The organism is Mammaliicoccus fleurettii, from assembly GCF_002018435.1.
GTDB classification, from domain to species: Bacteria; Bacillota; Bacilli; order Staphylococcales; family Staphylococcaceae; genus Mammaliicoccus; species Mammaliicoccus fleurettii.
In genome coordinates this window covers 69084-85004 of record NZ_MWJM01000005.1, presented here as the reverse complement: position 1 = coordinate 85004, position 15921 = coordinate 69084, and the positions used below count along the sequence as shown (strand labels likewise).

Here is a 15921-nt window from a genome sequence, read left to right as displayed (position 1 = left end):
TGACAATAAATCACAATATTTGTTTACAGTATTTGAGGAACCTAACATTTAAAAAATAATATTAAATTATATATAACATTATTTTTATAAAATAAAACTTGACAAAATGTTTTTTATAGAAGTAAAATATTGTCAAATATAAAAAGGTTAATATATTGATTTGTGATGAGGGGTCTAATTTGAAGCGCGTAATAAAGTTAAATCACATAACAAAAAATTATATTGTAGGTAAAAAAACCTTAAATATTTTGAAAGGTATTTCATTAGATGTTTATAAAGGTGACTTTGTTTCAATAGTTGGAAAATCAGGTTCAGGTAAGTCTACTTTATTAAATATTATAGGTTTGTTAGATGCAGACTATTCTGGAGAATATTTATTAGAAGAAAAAGCAATCGATAAAACAAGTGATCTGCAACAATCTAAATTAAGAAATCAGAAAATTGGTTTTATCTTTCAAAATTTTAATTTAATAGATGAATATACAATGTTAGAAAATATTTACTTACCATTTTTATATTCTGATCAAAAAATTAATAAAGAGTACATTCAATATTTGATCAAAAAGCTAAACTTAGAGCAACAAATAAACGAATATGCTTGTAACTTATCTGGTGGACAAAAGCAAAGAGTTGCGATAATTAGGGCTTTAGCAAATAAGCCTAACATCATTATCGCTGATGAGCCTACGGGGTCTCTTGATGAAAAGAATCGTAATTTAATATTAAATATCTTGAGGGATATTCATCAAGAAGGTATGACCATTATATTAGTGACACACGACCCGACAGTAGCTCAATTATCAAATAAGAAATACGTTATGAAAGATGGGTTACTTTATTCAGAGCAAGAGGTGTGCGATGAAAACAATTAACTTGTATAAAGATGTATTCAAATTGCTATTAAGGAACAAGCGACAAAGCATTTTAACAGCTATAGCTATAGCAATTGCTAGTTTTGTTGTTCTATTTGTACAAGCAAGTAGCGAATTTACAAATCAGTCTTTATCAGACAATCTTCATATAGATCAAAATCAAACTACACTTAATTTTGTAGGAGAAAACCTAATAGAAGCGACAGGATTTACTGAAGATGACAAAAATTCAATAGAAAAGTTAATTAAGAATAAAGCCCAACTAGTATCGAGTTCTTACGGAATAAATGTGAATGTATTTTTGAATGATACTAAACAAATTCTTAGCTACAGAACATTAGAAGATTTAAAGAAAAATGAAGTGAATTTTCCAGAGGTTGTAAAAGGAAAGAAGCTAGGAATATTAAATGATAAATCAAATGAAGTAGCAATAAGTGATAAGGCGTTAATAAATCTAACACGCCAAAATAATATAGAAAAATTTATTAATAACAATATAAAAATTAAAAATAAAAACTACAAAATAAGTACAATTTATAAAGCATCAACTATAAATGAAATAGTACCTTCGTTAATTGTTTCGGAACAAACGAAGAAAGATATTATGCAAAACAAAATATATTATGATGAAATGATTATATTTACACAGAATCAAACAGATATAAATAAAGCATTAGCTTTTCTAGATAGGTATGGAACATATAAGAAAAAGGGAAGTTATACATATACAGACAATAAAGGTGTTTATGAAGAAACAAAAGCACAGTCAGAAACAATGTTGAACTTCATTGCAATGCTTTCAAGTATTTCAATATTTGTGGCAGGATTTGGAGTAATGAATGCAATGCTTTCATCCATTAGTGAACGGTCTAAAGAAATAGCAATTCGGCGCTCTCTAGGAGCTAAAAAGAGCGATATTCAATTATCATATATTATAGAAGGTACTTTGCTTTCTACTATAGGTGGTGTAATAGGCATAGTTCTATCACTTATATTTATCTTTATAATGAATGTGCTAGGTTTTGTAGCTAGTTTAACCATTTTACAAATTATCATAACATTTTTAGCTACAGCCATTTTTGGCGTACTATTTAGTATTATTCCTGCTATGGTTGCTGCAAATAAAAATATAGTCGAAGGTCTAAAATAATGAAAATAAATTCTATAATTATATTTATCTTTGTATCTGAATTAGTCTTAAGCATAATATTTATGAGTGATTTTAATATTTTTCAACACATGATTTTCATAGAAATAATGCCTTCTTTGTTACTAGCGATATTAATAGGTAGAGTGGCATATGGGAAAAAATTACTTTGGTTATATATGTTAATAGGTTCAATCATATATGCAATTTTGGAATATATATTAATAACGATAACACCAATGCAAATTATTGAAAATAATACCATTCAATCAAGTACATCAGTATTTGAATTTAGTAAAAATATTAAAATAACAACATATTTTGGCATGTTTATTCAATCGTTTCTATTATCTTCTTTTGTTGTTTTAATAATAAAAGTAATAAAAAAGATTAAAAAAGGAGAATTTTAAAAATAAATCTTGTTTTTATATTTATTTACAAGTACGAAACCTTTACACATGTAGCATTGTATTTCCTAAAAAACTCATTTATAATTATGTAAACGCTTGCACTTACAAAGGGGGATTTCAATGATTACATTTTTAGTTTCAATAGTATTATTGATTGTAGGTTATTTTACATATGGTAAGTATATCGAAAAGATGTTTGGTGTTAAGGATGAACGTCCGACACCGGCTCATGATCAAAGGGATAATATTGATTATGTTCCAATGACGACGAATAAGAATTCATTGATTCAATTGTTGAATATCGCTGGTGTTGGACCTATTTTTGGTCCAATTATGGGTGCTTTATATGGTCCGGTTGCTTTTTTATGGATTGTATTAGGTTCTATATTTGCTGGTGCTGTTCACGATTATTTAACGGGTATGATTTCAATTCGTAACAAAGGGGCTCACTTACCTGAATTAGCTGGTAAATTCTTAGGTAATGTGATGAAACATTTGGTTAATGTGTTTACGTTATTACTACTTTTATTGACTGGTACTGTGTTTGTTACTAGTCCAGCATTACTTCTACATTCACTAATGGATGGAAAAATTGCTTTAGGTATTATTATCTTTGTTATTTTCTTATATTATTTCTTATCTACAATTTTACCGATTGATAAAATTATTGGTAAGGTATATCCGATATTTGGTTTAATTCTCATGATTTCAGCAGTAGGTATTTTCGTGAGGTTATTGATGACAGGAGCAGAGATTCCAGAATTAACTTTAAAGAATATGCATCCTGATTCTGCACCGATATTCCCATTATTATTCTTTACTATCACGTGTGGTGCTTTATCTGGTTTCCATGCGACGCAATCGCCAATTATTTCTAGAACGACAAATAATGAAAAGAATGGCCGTAAAATATTTTATGGCATGATGATTGCTGAAGGTATTATCGCTATGGTTTGGGCTGCAGCGGCAATGAGTTTATTCGGTGGTTATGGCGGACTTCAAGAAGTATTAGCTAAAGGTGAAGCGGCTCTTGTAGTTAGTGAAGCATCTACAATGTTATTAGGCTCAGTGTTTGGTACATTAGCAATTCTTGGTGTTATTGTATTACCAATTACGAGTGGTGATACGTCATTTAGAAGTGCTAGAATGATTCTTGCAGATTACTTTAAATTTGGTCAAAAGAAAATGTGGAAACGATTTGCAATAGCAATACCAATGTTTATTATTAGTTTCATTTTAACAACAGTGGACTTTACAATCTTATGGAGATACTTCTCTTGGGCAAACCAAACTACAGCTACAATAGCGCTGTGGATCGGTGCAATGTATCTATTGTTATCTAAAAAGAATTTCTATGTAGCATTGATTCCTGCATTGTTTATGACATGGAATATATTCACTTATATTTTAAGTCAGCCGATTGGTTTTGGAATGGATTTATCTCTAAGCTACTGGTTATCAGTAGGTCTTACAATTTTATGGAGTATGTATTTCTATTATTTATATCGTAAAAACAGTGAAAATGCGATTGAAATCGATCATCAAATTGGATCTGCAACAGTTTCAAAATACTAAACATCATAATAAGAACCTTTCGGTCTCCACCGAAAGGTTCTTATTTTATATATTTAATATAGGGAAGGAAGTCTGCCATATAGTACTCGCTCAAAAATATTATATGGCAGTGTTATTAGATTTGGAACTAATGGCTAATATAACTGAACCGTGTGTTGGTAGTTCGTTTAATTTGGTTGTTTTACTGTGCTATCTTTACGTAATTTTTCTACTGATTTTACTAGTACAGTTAAAGCTTGTTTAACTTCATCTTCTTGTCTTGTTTTCAATCCGCAGTCAGGGTTTACCCAGAATAGAGAACGGTCAATTTCTTTAAGTGCTCTATCGATTGCTACAGTAATTTCTTCTTCTGTAGGTATACGCGGACTATGAATGTCATATACGCCTAAACCAATTCCTAAATCGTATGTGATATCTTCAAAGTCTTGGATTAAATCGCCATGGCTTCTTGATGTTTCAATTGAAATAACATCGGCATCAAGTGATTTGATAGCATGGATGATTTGTCCAAATTGAGAGTAACACATATGCGTATGAATTTGTGTTGAATCTTGGACTGAAGATGTTGATAATCTGAATGAACGAACAGCTTTATCTAAGTAATCTTCATGATATTCTGAACGTAAAGGTAAGCCTTCACGCAATGCTGGTTCGTCTACTTGAATCACTTTAATGCCTGATTCTTCAAGTGCTAATACTTCTTCGTTTATAGCTAAAGCGATTTGATCTTGAACTTCGCTACGAGGAATATCAACACGTTCGAATGACCAGTTTAAGATTGTAACTGGACCTGTAAGCATACCTTTAACAGGTTTGTCAGTTAAGCTTTGAGCATATAGTGTTTCTTTAACTGTTAGTGGAGCTGTCCATTTAACATCACCATAGATGATTGGTGGTTTAACAGCACGAGAACCGTATGATTGAACCCAACCGAACTTAGTTACTAAGAATCCATTTAATTTTTCACCGAAGAATTCTACCATGTCATTACGTTCGAATTCACCATGTACTAATACATCTAAACCAATATCTTCTTGAATATCAATCCAACGCTTAATTTCATTTTGTACAAATTCTTCATATTTTTCGTCTGAAATTCTATTGTTTTTCCAATCTGCACGATATTTTCTTACTTCTCTTGATTGAGGGAATGAACCTATCGTCGTTGTTGGTAAATCAGGTAAGTTTAATACTTCATCTTGTAAAACTTTTCTCTCTTTAAATGGCGTTTTACGTTCTGATTTCACGGAATCATAATCGTATTCAAGTTGTTTGAATGATTGACTTTCAAATCGTTCAAATTGAGTTTTTAATTCATTGTATAAAGTGTCATCATTTTCATTAAATAATTGTTTTAAAGCATATAGTTCATCTAATTTCTCAGTGGCAAAGCTTAAACCTTCTCGAACTGAATCATCTAATGTTTCTTCTTCTAAAGTAATTGGTACATGTAATAATGAAGAAGAAGGCTGAATAACTAATTCATTTGTATATGGTTGTAAAGAGGCGATTAGTTCTTTTTTAGCTTCAATGTTAGTTGCCCAAACATTTCTACCATCAACAATACCAGCAAATAGTGCCTTTTCTTTAGGGAATAAACCATCTTTAATTTGTTGTAAGTTAAATCCATTATCATGGACGAAATCTAAACCAAGACCATAGACAGGCAATTGTCCTACAAAGTTTAAATCAACACGTTCGAAGTATGTTTGTAATACTAAGTTTGTAGATGGAACTTCTTTATTAAAGAATTCATATGCTTCTTTAGTAATATCTTGAAGTTCTTTAGCTTCGTCAGTTACTAAAATTGGTTCATCTACTTGGATATATTCTGCACCAGCTTCAGTTAAACTTTCGAATACTTCTTTATATAATGGTAACAGTGTTCTAACTTTTTCCTCAAAACTTTGGTCTCCGCCTTTTGATAAAGCAACATAAGTCACAGGTCCTACGATTACTGGATGAGATGTTACACCCGTTTCTTTAGAAAAGTTGAATTTTTCTAGTAACACATTGTTATTTACTTTAGGCGTAACGTTATCCCATTCAGGTACGATATAGTGATAGTTTGTGTTAAACCATTTGATAAGTGCACTTGCAACGTGTTCTTTATTACCTCTTGCAATATCAAATAATAATTCATCATCAACAGGACGTCCTTGGAAACGCTCTGGAATGATATTAAATAATAATGATGTATCAAGTACATGGTCATATAATGAGAAATCACCAGCAGGAATTTGATCGACATGATGTTCTTTTTGAATTGTTAAAATTTCTTTATGTAGACCTTGCAATGTTTGATCTAATTCAGCTTTATCTATTTTCTTAGCCCAGTAGCTTTCAATGGCTTTCTTCCATTCTCTTTTTTTACCTAGTCTTGGAAATCCTAAATTTGCTGTTTTAATTGTCATAATATTGCCTCCTTGGTTTGTGTTTCAGTTTTTGATTTTGAATAATTTGCTAATTCAACGGATAAATCATATTTTAAAAATGGTGTAACGATGTACAGACCATTAAAATATTGGTGTATCGCATCAATCAATTGCTTGCTCAAGTTAATACTGAGCTTACGAGTTGCGTCTCGATCGTCTTTAACTTTTTCAAAAGCGTTGAGCACAGTTTCTGATAATTTAATACCGGGAACTTCATTGTGTAAAAATAGGGCGTTATTATAGTTTGTAATTGGCATGATGCCAATAAAGATTGGTGCATCTATATGTTTTGTTGCTTCATATATTTCTTTAACTCTTTCAGGTTCATAGATAGGTTGTGTAATGAAGTATTCCATTCCAGACTCTATCTTTTTTTCTAATCTTTTAACTGCTGGTTCAAGACGTCTTACATTTGGATTAAAAGCGCCTGCTACAGAGAAGTTAGTATTACTTCTTAATGTGTCTCCATCTGCGTTAATACCTTGATTAAATTGGGTAATCATTTCAGCTAATCCACTAGAATTTACATCGAATACACTTGTTGCACCAGGGAAATTACCAACTTTTGATGGATCACCTGTAATAGTTAAAATATCATTAATACCTAGTAACGAAAGTCCCATTAGATGTGACTGAAGACCAATTAAATTTCTATCTCGACATGCTAAGTGTACGAGGGGTCTAATTTTATATTGTTGCTTTATAATGCTAGCTGCTGCTATGTTAGAAATTCTAACGCTTGCTAATGAGTTGTCAGCAAGTGTTACAGCTTCAACACCTGCGTCTTCTAGAGCTTGTATACCATCGAAAAATTTATTCGTATCTAAATGTTTTGGTGTATCAAGTTCAACAATAACGGTCGGTCTTTGTTGAACAAGTTCTTTAATGCTAGGTTCATTTTTATTTTGCTTTTTATACTGTTTTGTCTCTATTGGAATAACATTTTTTTGCTTGATAGGCTTTAAATCTTTAACGACATTTTTGATTTTTTTAATATGTTCTGGTGTTGTACCACAGCAACCACCTATTAATCTGACACCTTGATTGACAAGTTCTTTAGCTGCGTCAGAAAAGTATTCCGAATTGTTATTGTATTTCAAGTCATTGTCTTCTAAATCCAGCAAGCTCGCATTAGGGTAACAAGAAAGATATGCACTGTTAGGAATTTCAATATGTTTATACGTCTTTATCATATGATAAGGTCCGTGGTGACAGTTTAAACCAACAACATCTGCGCCTTCTCTTAGTAATGCCTCTAATGCGTCAGGTATAGGTGTACCATTTCTTAAATAATTAGTATTACTTGCTGTAAGTTGAGCAATAATCGGAATGTCATATTTCGCTTTTGCATCTTTTAAGACGGTAAGCAGCTCTTCTAAATCATAGTAAGTTTCAAATAGAATGCCATCTACACCTTCATTTACAAGTGTTTCAATTTGAATTTCTGTATGATACTGAATAGCCTCTATAGATAAGTCACTCTTTTTTATGTTACGAAAGCCACCTACAGTACCTAATATAAATGTATCTTTATTGCTTGCTTTTTTAGCGATTTGAACAGCTTCACGATGTATTTCTTTGACGCGATGCTCTAAATTGAAGTCTTTTAGCTTTTCGAAATTAGCACCGTAAGTGTTCGTTTGAATGATATCAGCACCTGCTTCTATATATGAGCGGTGTATTTGTTCTACTTTTTTAGGGTGAGTAAGGTTATAACTTTCTGGGCAAGTGTCTAATCCTTCTGAGTAAAAGATTGTTCCAATTGCACCGTCAGCCACTAAAATGCGGTTCTTCAATGCTTCTTTCAGATTCATATATAGCCTCCTTTAATGCCCAATCGATATCTGTAATCAATTCTCTGACATCTTCCAATCCTACTGATAGTCTAAATAAGCCGTTTGTAATACCACGTTCAGCTCTAATGCTTTCAGGTATAGCTGCGTGACTCATTGTAGCTGGGTGAGAAAGAATGGTTTCAACACCACCTAAACTTACAGAAACTAAAGGTATATTTAGATGGTCAACAAATGCTTGTGCTTTTGATTCATCTTTAAGTCTGAATCCTAATACGGCACCACCATTTTTAGCTTGTCTTAAATGTGTGTCATTTGTTATTGGATAGTAAACAGTTTCAATTGCTTCATTTTCAATTAAATATCTATAAATTTGTTCAGTATTGCTAACAGATTGTTTAAATCTAATTGGTAATGTTTTTAAATGCTTAGCAAGTGTCCATGAATCATAGACGCTTAATCCTGAGCCAGTTCCATTTTGAATTAAGTAAATATCATTTTTAAGTTGGGGATCATTTACGATAACAGCGCCAGCAATCAGGTCACTATGACCTCCTAAGAATTTCGTTGCAGAATGAATGACAATATCTGCTCCAAGTTTCAAAGGAGACTGTCCTAATGGTGTCATGAATGTATTATCTACGGCTAAAAGTGCTTCATTTCTACGAGCAATTTGTCCAACACCATCAATATCAGTTACTTTAAATAGCGGGTTAGATGGTGTTTCTACATAGATAAGCTTTGTATTATCCTGTACAGCGTCTTCTACTTGTTGTAAGTCTGTTTGGTCGACAGTTGTAAATTCGATTTTGAATTTTTTTAGTATTTGTTCTGTTAATCTGAAAGTACCTCCGTATACATCATCAGGAAGTATAACGTGATCTCCAGGTTCTAATGTAAGGAATACAGCCGTTACTGCAGCTATCCCAGAACTGAATGCAAATCCATAATTACCGCCTTCTAAATCGGCTAACTTTTCTTCGAGTAACTTTCTGTTAGGATTACCACTTCTTGCGTAATCAAATTCAGTATGACCACCTAATGTTTGTTGGTGATATGTTGATGAATAATATAATGGTTGGTTGCTTGATAAATGTTCATTACCTCTAGTGGAGTCTAATATTAATGACGTTTCTTTTGAATAACTCATAATGACACCCCTTCTTTCTTTGATTTTTTTAGAGCTTGAAGTATATCTGCGTAAATATCTTCATAGTCTTCAATTCCGATTGATAGACGAAGTAGATGTTCGTCGATACCACGTTTATCTTTTTCTTCATCGGCCATGTCTACATGCGTTTGTGTATATGGAAAAGTGATGAATGTTTCAGTGCCACCAAGACTTTCGGCAAATATACATAAATCAATATTTTGTAAAAAACGATCAACACTGTAAGCTTTGTTTAATCTAATGCTTAACATGCCTGTTTGCCCTGAATAAAGTACTTCATCAATGCTTTCAATTGACTGAAAAGCAGCGGCTAATTTTTGGGCATTTTCGGTAGCGCGATCAAGTCGTATGTGTAATGTTTTTAAACCTCTTAGTAATAAATAACTGTCGAAAGGTGATAGTGTTGCACCAATCATATTGTGGAATTGAGCAAGTAGTTCACCTAAATAATCGTCTGATACGGTTACAATGCCTGCTAATACATCATTATGACCACTTATGTATTTTGTAGCAGAATGTAATACAATGTCAGCTCCATCTTTTAATGGTGTAGAAAAGTAAGGTGTTAAGAATGTATTATCAATAATTGTTAAAATATTTTTAGACTTCGCTATTGCATACAATGGTTCTAATTCCACTGTGAACATTAATGGATTTGATACGGGTTCTATAAAGAAAGCTCTCGTATGCTCATTGATAGATGCATTGACCTCTTCAATATTTGAAAAATCGATGTATTTAAACTTAATGTTGTATTGTTTTTCATAAAATTCAAAGATTCTAAATGTGCCACCATATAAATCATATGAAACGAGAATTTCATCATTTGGTTTAAATAAGTTACATATTAATTGAATACTTGCCATACCACTAGAAGTTGCAAATGCGTATTTTCCACCTTCTAATTTGGCAAATGCTTCTTCGAATTGTGAGCGAGTTGGATTCTTAGTCCTCGTATAATCGAAGCCAGTTGAACATCCTAATTTTTCATGTTGATAGGCTGTTGAAAGATATATAGGATTTGTGGTTGCACCTGTATGATCTTTAGTTAATGAAATTTGAGCGAGTTGAGTAGATTTCATAATAGCCTTCCTCCCTAATGTATTTAAAAATAAAAAAAGCTTCCGTCCTTTAAACCCGATATTAATCGGATGTAAAGGACGAAAGCTTAGCTCGCGGTACCACCTTTGTTCGTAATGACATTACTGACACTACCTCTATAAGTACGTGGTCTCTTGTAAAAGAGTATATAATGGCAGTAAAAATATGAACAAATTCCAGTACGCCATCAACACTAAAGAGACTTTAATACTGTATCGCTATAACGGGCGATCCCGTTGACACCTCAATATCGATGTCACCACTCCAAGGCCATTTTCAATCTTTCTTTCAATATTCCCTTTCAGCAAATGGGAACTCTCTGATAATTGCAGTTTAAGATTTACTTTCCTTTTTATCGTGCTTTTAATTAATATTTCGTTGTTGATATATTACACAATACTATGGGCATATTTTTTTGTCAACAACTTTTCTGAATATTTTAATTTATCGGTCAATTATTCTTTTGTGCATATCATCTTCAAAATTGTTATAATCTAATTTGGATGTTTTACGTGAAACAAATTAGAATATTTAACGTGGTGATGAAATGAAAGAAAGAAATCACGAACTTGTTGAAAAGATTTCTTATAACTTTAGTCATGATAAAATTGTTGAGATTCCTTTAGACAAATTAAGAAGAAATCCATATCAACCTAGAGATTATTTTGATGAAGAAGCTTTAAAAGATTTAACGCAGTCTATTTCACAACATGGTGTATTACAACCAATAGTAGTAAGAGAAACAATTAAAGGATATGACATTGTGGTTGGCGAAAGAAGATTCAGAGCAAGTCAATTAGCTGAGAAAGACACAGTACCAGCAATTATTAAAGTGCTAACTGATGAAGAAATGTTAGAACTCGCTATAATTGAGAATCTTCAACGTGAGAATCTTAAACCATTAGAAGAAGCAAAGAGTTATGCCACAATGATGGCAGAACTAAATTTAAAGCAACAAGACGTAGCAGATAGATTAGGTAAATCAAGATCTTATATTGCTAATGTCTTAAGATTACTAAATCTACCTCCAAGCGTGAAAAGTTTAATCAACGAAGAAAAATTATCAAGTGCACATGGCAGAACTTTGCTTGGAATAGAGAAAAAGCATCAAATCAATCAAGTTGCTAAAAAAGTGATTAAAGAAAATATGAGCGTTAGAGCGTTAGAAGAATATATAAAATTTTTGAATGCTAACGGTCAAGAGAAACCAAAACAACCAAAACATAATAAACCAAGCTTTTTAGTTAAACATGAATATCAGTTGAAAGAGAAATATGGAACGAACATTGATATTTCAAAGACAAAAAAAGCAGGTAAAATTTCACTTGAATTTAATTCTGAAGCAGAATACAAAAGAATTATGGAATTATTGTTAGAAGAATAAGAGGTGTGAAAATGAATAAAATTATGAGCGTCATTCATAAACTAATCGATCCTTTTATGGATCCAGATAATTGGCAAAAATGGATAGAACAAATTTTCATCGGGATATTTTATATTATATTAGCGTTTATTATAATTAAGATACTTCATAAATTAGTCGAGAAATTCTTTACTACGAAATACGGAACTAAGAGGGTAGGGAAGTCTAACAAGCGTGCTAAAACAATGGTAAACCTACTACAAAACATTATTTCATATGTTGTGTGGTTCATTGTTGCTACGACAATATTAAGCAATGTAGGAATAAGAGTTGAAAGTATTATTGCAGGTGCTGGAGTTGCAGGTTTAGCAATTGGTTTTGGTGCTCAAACTTTAGTTAAAGATGTCATAACTGGTTTCTTTATTATTTTTGAGAATCAATTTGATGTTGGAGACTATGTAAAAATTAATACTACGGGTACAACTGTTGCTGAAGGTACTGTACAATCAATAGGGATGAGATCTACGAGAATTTTATCATTTGCAGGGGATTTAACGATTCTTCCAAATGGTACAATGAATGAGATTGTAAACTTCTCAATTCATAATGGTATGGCTATTGTGGAAGTACCTGTATCCATAAAAGAAGACTTAGATGAATTAGAAAGTAAATTATATAAATTTTTACCTACACTAAAAGAAAAATATCAAATTTTCATAAAAGACCCTGAAATTTTAGGTGTAGAAAATGTTACAGCAGGAGAAGCAACGATAAAAATCGCAGGCGAAACAGAACCTAACGAACATGCGACAGGTGCAAGAATATTAAGAAGAGAAATCAAATCGTTCTTTGATAAAGAAGGTATTCAAGCACCAATACCAACTATGGTTTCTTATAATCCTAATAACATTCAATAATCATCTAATCGGGAGGCTGTAATATGATTAAATCGTATAATTTAAATGATATCGTTGAAATGAAGAAGCAGCATGCATGTGGTTATAATAAATTTAAAATCATAAGACTTGGTGCAGATGTTAGAATTAAATGTGAAGAATGTTCTCGTAGCATTATGCTACCTAGACAAGAATTTAATAAAAAAATCAAAAAAATAATCGAAAAAGGACAAGGTGAATAACATATGGCATTAACAGCTGGCATAGTAGGATTACCTAACGTAGGTAAATCAACACTATTTAACGCAATTACTAAAGCAGGAGCATTAGCAGCGAACTATCCATTCGCAACAATCGATCCAAACGTAGGAATCGTAGAAGTACCAGATCATCGTTTACAAGAATTAACGAAATTAGTTAAACCTAAGAAGACAGTTCCAACAGCTTTCGAATTTACAGATATAGCAGGTATCGTAAAAGGCGCATCTAAAGGTGAAGGATTAGGGAATAAATTCTTATCACATATCCGTGAAGTAGATGCAATTTGCCAAGTTGTACGTGCATTCGAAGACGAAAATGTAACACATGTATCTGGTAAAGTAGATCCAATAGATGATATTGAAGTAATTAATATGGAATTAGTGTTAGCAGATTTAGAATCAGTAGAAAAACGCTATGATAGAGTAGCAAAAATGGCTAAACAGAAAGATAAAGATGCAGTAGCAGAAGAAAAAGTATTAGCAAAAATAAAAGAAACATTAGAAAACAATGAACCAGTAAGAAGCTTAGAATTCTCATCAGATGAAAAATCAATCGTGAAACATTTAAGCTTATTAACATCAAAACCAATGTTATACGTAGCAAACGTAGCAGAAGATGAAGTAGCAAGTCCAGAAGACAATGAATATGTACAAAAAATAGAAGAATACGCAAATAACGAAGGATCAGAAGTAATCGTTATTTCAGCTAAAATCGAAGAAGAATTAGCAACATTAGACGATGAAGACCGTGAAATGTTTTTAGAAGATTTAGGCGTAGAAGAAGCAGGATTAGACAAATTAATCCGCGCATCATATAACCTGTTAGGACTAGCAACATACTTTACAGCAGGAGAACAAGAAGTAAGAGCATGGACATTTATAGAAGGCATGACAGCACCACAATGTGCCGGAATCATCCATACAGACTTCGAAAGAGGCTTCATTAGAGCAGAAACAGTAAGCTATGATGATTTATTGAATAATAACGGTATGAACGGTGCAAAAGAAGCGGGTAAAGTAAGATTAGAAGGAAAAGAATATCTAATGAAAGACGGAGACGTTGTACACTTTAGATTTAATGTGTAAGAGATAGAATTTTAAAGAGGCTGGGACATTGTGTCTCGGCCTCTTTTGGCGTTGTATTTGCTAGTTGAATATGAAGGTATGGACTAGTTAGGTAGGAAAATCGCACGATAAGTTTGTAGTCTTCGTGCGATATGACTGAATTTCGCTTGAATCGCACGATAACTTTGAAGTCTTCGTGCGTTTTGGTTGGATTTCGTTTGAATCGCACGATATCTCTGAAGTCTTCGTGCGTTTTGATTGGATTTTGCTTGAATCGCACGATATCTCTGAAGTCTTCGTGCGATTTGATTGAATTTCTGCTTTTACTGACCCTCTAAAAGCATGTACTCAGAAGGCGTGTTAAAACCATTTATATTTTAAATGATATAGTCACTACTTAATAGTTGCAGTATTGACTAAAAAACATTGTAAAAAGTAATACTCTATGCTATAATTCTTGATTGTGAGTAATGAAAATTATTCCTTGCTTAATACTAAGTTATTAGGCCGCATAGACCACAAGGAGGTGTAAATTGATGAGAACATATGAAGTAATGTACGTAGTACGTCCAAATATCGAAGACGAAGCTAGAAAAGCTGTCGTTGAACGTTTTAAAGGAATCTTAGCTTCAAACGGTTCAGAAATCGTCGAAGAAAAGGATTGGGGTAAACGTCGTTTAGCTTATGAAATCCAAGACTTCACTGAAGGTTTCTACAATATCGTTAGAGTTAAGTCTGAAAATGACGAATCAATCAGCGAATTCGATCGTTTAGCGAAAATCACTGATGATATCATTCGTCACATCGTTGTACGTGAAGAAGAAAAATAATTTAACTTTTAAGATATGGGGGAGATTAAATGATTAATCGTGTTGTATTAGTCGGTCGATTAACTAAAGATCCGGAATACAGAGTAACACCCTCAGGCGTTCAAGTTGCTACTTTTACCTTAGCTATCAATCGTACTTTTACGAATCAGCAAGGTGAAAGAGAAGCTGACTTTATCAACTGTGTTGTATTTAGACGTCCCGCAGAGAATGTAAACAATTACTTATCTAAAGGTAGTCTTGCAGGTGTTGAAGGTCGTCTACAATCTCGTAGCTACGAGAACCAAGAAGGTCGTCGTGTTTATGTAACTGAAGTTGTTTGTGACAGTGTTCAATTCCTTGAACCTAAAGGCGCAAATCAACGTCAATCTGGTAATGATAACCAATCATATAACCAAAATAATAACGAGTTCCAAAATTATGGACAAGACTTTGGTGGTAACCAACAACAAGGACAAAAAGCACCTTCAAATCAACAGTCAAACAATAATCAACAATCAAGTAACCCATTTGCAAATGCTAATGGACCAATTGATATCAGTGATGATGATTTGCCGTTCTAATAGTTGATTGAAACGAATATAAATAAAAAAATTTAAAAAGAAGGGAGGAACACAATCATGGCAGGTGGACCAAGAAGAGGTGGTCGTCGTCGTAAAAAAGTTTGTTATTTCACAGCAAACGGTATTACACATATCGACTACAAAGATACTGATTTACTTAAAAAGTTTATCTCAGAAAGAGGTAAAATTTTACCACGTCGTGTAACTGGTACTTCAGCGAAATACCAACGTTTGCTTACTATAGCTATTAAACGTTCACGTCACATGGCTTTATTACCATACGTTAAAGAAGAACAATAATATATAACGTATAGCAAAACCCTCTAGCAATCAGGCTAGAGGGTTATTTTTGTGTCTAAATTTATAATAAATCCGCAATAAATCCGCAGAGTGTGAAAAAACATAAAAAAACGGGCAATAATTTGCCCGTTATGGAAAATTTA

15 protein-coding genes and 1 other annotated feature are annotated in these 15921 nt (G+C 32.5%); of the genes, 11 read left to right on the top strand and 4 right to left on the bottom strand.

The window, feature by feature from the left end:
- Positions 1 to 179: 179 nt before the first annotated feature.
- The 4 genes from B2G86_RS05730 (at position 180) to B2G86_RS05715 (ending at position 4004) form a co-directional block, all read left to right on the top strand.
- Positions 180 to 872 carry an ABC transporter ATP-binding protein gene (locus B2G86_RS05730; RefSeq protein ID WP_078357177.1) on the top strand — a complete coding sequence of 231 codons (693 nt, stop codon included), beginning with the start codon at positions 180 to 182 and terminating at the stop codon, positions 870 to 872.
- Positions 859 to 2022 carry an ABC transporter permease gene (locus B2G86_RS05725; protein ID WP_078357176.1) on the top strand — a complete coding sequence of 388 codons (1164 nt, stop codon included), beginning with the start codon at positions 859 to 861 and terminating at the stop codon, positions 2020 to 2022. Before B2G86_RS05730 ends, B2G86_RS05725 begins: the two co-directional genes overlap by 14 nt.
- The gene (locus tag B2G86_RS05720; RefSeq protein WP_078357175.1) at positions 2022 to 2429 is read left to right on the top strand and encodes a hypothetical protein; all 408 of its coding nucleotides are present in this window, start codon (positions 2022 to 2024) and stop codon (positions 2427 to 2429) included. Before B2G86_RS05725 ends, B2G86_RS05720 begins: the two co-directional genes overlap by 1 nt.
- 120 nt (positions 2430 to 2549) lie before the next feature.
- Positions 2550 to 4004, top strand: a complete 1455-nt coding sequence (locus B2G86_RS05715; protein ID WP_078357174.1) for a carbon starvation CstA family protein — start codon at positions 2550 to 2552, stop codon at positions 4002 to 4004.
- Positions 4005 to 4171: 167 nt separating this feature from the next.
- Here the strand turns inward: B2G86_RS05715 and metE are convergent, their stop codons facing one another.
- Genes metE through B2G86_RS05695 form a run of 4 tightly spaced genes read right to left on the bottom strand, consistent with a single transcriptional unit; the run spans position 4172 to position 10485 of the window.
- Positions 4172 to 6421 carry a 5-methyltetrahydropteroyltriglutamate--homocysteine S-methyltransferase gene (gene metE / locus B2G86_RS05710; RefSeq protein ID WP_088368995.1) on the bottom strand — a complete coding sequence of 750 codons (2250 nt, stop codon included), beginning with the start codon at positions 6419 to 6421 and terminating at the stop codon, positions 4172 to 4174.
- Entirely contained in the window at positions 6415 to 8253 is a 1839-nt protein-coding gene (locus tag B2G86_RS05705; RefSeq protein WP_078357172.1) for a bifunctional homocysteine S-methyltransferase/methylenetetrahydrofolate reductase, read from the bottom strand. The genes metE and B2G86_RS05705 overlap by 7 nt, the downstream gene beginning before the upstream one ends.
- A complete protein-coding gene (gene metC / locus B2G86_RS05700) occupies positions 8210 to 9382 on the bottom strand; it encodes a cystathionine beta-lyase MetC (RefSeq protein ID WP_078357171.1) in 1173 nt (390 codons plus the stop codon). Before metC ends, B2G86_RS05705 begins: the two co-directional genes overlap by 44 nt.
- Complete coding sequence (locus tag B2G86_RS05695) at positions 9379 to 10485, bottom strand: aminotransferase class I/II-fold pyridoxal phosphate-dependent enzyme (RefSeq protein ID WP_078357170.1); 1107 nt, start codon at positions 10483 to 10485, stop codon at positions 9379 to 9381. Before B2G86_RS05695 ends, metC begins: the two co-directional genes overlap by 4 nt.
- Positions 10486 to 10556: 71 nt before the next feature.
- Positions 10557 to 10869 (bottom strand) — a binding site (T-box leader).
- A gap of 182 nt (positions 10870 to 11051) precedes the next feature.
- Here B2G86_RS05695 and B2G86_RS05690 point away from each other — a divergent pair.
- The 7 genes from B2G86_RS05690 (at position 11052) to rpsR (ending at position 15778) form a co-directional block, all read left to right on the top strand.
- Positions 11052 to 11888 (top strand): ParB/RepB/Spo0J family partition protein, encoded by an 837-nt coding sequence (locus tag B2G86_RS05690; RefSeq protein ID WP_078357169.1) that lies wholly within the window; start codon positions 11052 to 11054, stop codon positions 11886 to 11888.
- An 11-nt stretch (positions 11889 to 11899) separates the two neighbouring features.
- Positions 11900 to 12784 (top strand): mechanosensitive ion channel family protein, encoded by an 885-nt coding sequence (locus B2G86_RS05685; RefSeq protein ID WP_078357168.1) that lies wholly within the window; start codon positions 11900 to 11902, stop codon positions 12782 to 12784.
- Between the two features lie 23 nt (positions 12785 to 12807).
- Entirely contained in the window at positions 12808 to 13005 is a 198-nt protein-coding gene (locus B2G86_RS05680) for a DUF951 domain-containing protein (RefSeq protein WP_078357167.1), read from the top strand.
- A gap of 3 nt (positions 13006 to 13008) precedes the next feature.
- Entirely contained in the window at positions 13009 to 14109 is a 1101-nt protein-coding gene (gene ychF / locus B2G86_RS05675; RefSeq protein ID WP_078357166.1) for a redox-regulated ATPase YchF, read from the top strand.
- A 515-nt stretch (positions 14110 to 14624) separates the two neighbouring features.
- The gene (rpsF, locus tag B2G86_RS05670; RefSeq protein ID WP_078357165.1) at positions 14625 to 14918 is read left to right on the top strand and encodes a 30S ribosomal protein S6; all 294 of its coding nucleotides are present in this window, start codon (positions 14625 to 14627) and stop codon (positions 14916 to 14918) included.
- 29 nt (positions 14919 to 14947) lie between these two features.
- Positions 14948 to 15478, top strand: a complete 531-nt coding sequence (gene ssb, locus B2G86_RS05665; RefSeq protein ID WP_078357164.1) for a single-stranded DNA-binding protein — start codon at positions 14948 to 14950, stop codon at positions 15476 to 15478.
- Positions 15479 to 15535: 57 nt separating this feature from the next.
- The gene (gene rpsR / locus B2G86_RS05660; RefSeq protein ID WP_078357163.1) at positions 15536 to 15778 is read left to right on the top strand and encodes a 30S ribosomal protein S18; all 243 of its coding nucleotides are present in this window, start codon (positions 15536 to 15538) and stop codon (positions 15776 to 15778) included.
- Positions 15779 to 15921 lie beyond the last annotated feature (143 nt).

Bases quoted from the DNA above. Each gene is read 5' to 3' on its own strand.
- B2G86_RS05680 (WP_078357167.1), top strand. From the start codon at position 12,808: ATGATTAAATCGTATAATTTAAATGATATCGTTGAAATGAAGAAGCAG.
- ssb (WP_078357164.1), top strand. From the start codon at position 14,948: ATGATTAATCGTGTTGTATTAGTCGGTCGATTAACTAAAGATCCGGAA.
- B2G86_RS05705 (WP_078357172.1), bottom strand. From the start codon at position 8,253: ATGAATCTGAAAGAAGCATTGAAGAACCGCATTTTAGTGGCTGACGGT.
- metC (WP_078357171.1), bottom strand. From the start codon at position 9,382: ATGAGTTATTCAAAAGAAACGTCATTAATATTAGACTCCACTAGAGGT.
- B2G86_RS05725 (WP_078357176.1), top strand. From the start codon at position 859: ATGAAAACAATTAACTTGTATAAAGATGTATTCAAATTGCTATTAAGG.
- B2G86_RS05685 (WP_078357168.1), top strand. From the start codon at position 11,900: ATGAATAAAATTATGAGCGTCATTCATAAACTAATCGATCCTTTTATG.
- B2G86_RS05695 (WP_078357170.1), bottom strand. From the start codon at position 10,485: ATGAAATCTACTCAACTCGCTCAAATTTCATTAACTAAAGATCATACA.
- rpsF (WP_078357165.1), top strand. From the start codon at position 14,625: ATGAGAACATATGAAGTAATGTACGTAGTACGTCCAAATATCGAAGAC.
- rpsR (WP_078357163.1), top strand. From the start codon at position 15,536: ATGGCAGGTGGACCAAGAAGAGGTGGTCGTCGTCGTAAAAAAGTTTGT.
- B2G86_RS05690 (WP_078357169.1), top strand. From the start codon at position 11,052: ATGAAAGAAAGAAATCACGAACTTGTTGAAAAGATTTCTTATAACTTT.
- B2G86_RS05720 (WP_078357175.1), top strand. From the start codon at position 2,022: ATGAAAATAAATTCTATAATTATATTTATCTTTGTATCTGAATTAGTC.
- ychF (WP_078357166.1), top strand. From the start codon at position 13,009: ATGGCATTAACAGCTGGCATAGTAGGATTACCTAACGTAGGTAAATCA.
- B2G86_RS05715 (WP_078357174.1), top strand. From the start codon at position 2,550: ATGATTACATTTTTAGTTTCAATAGTATTATTGATTGTAGGTTATTTT.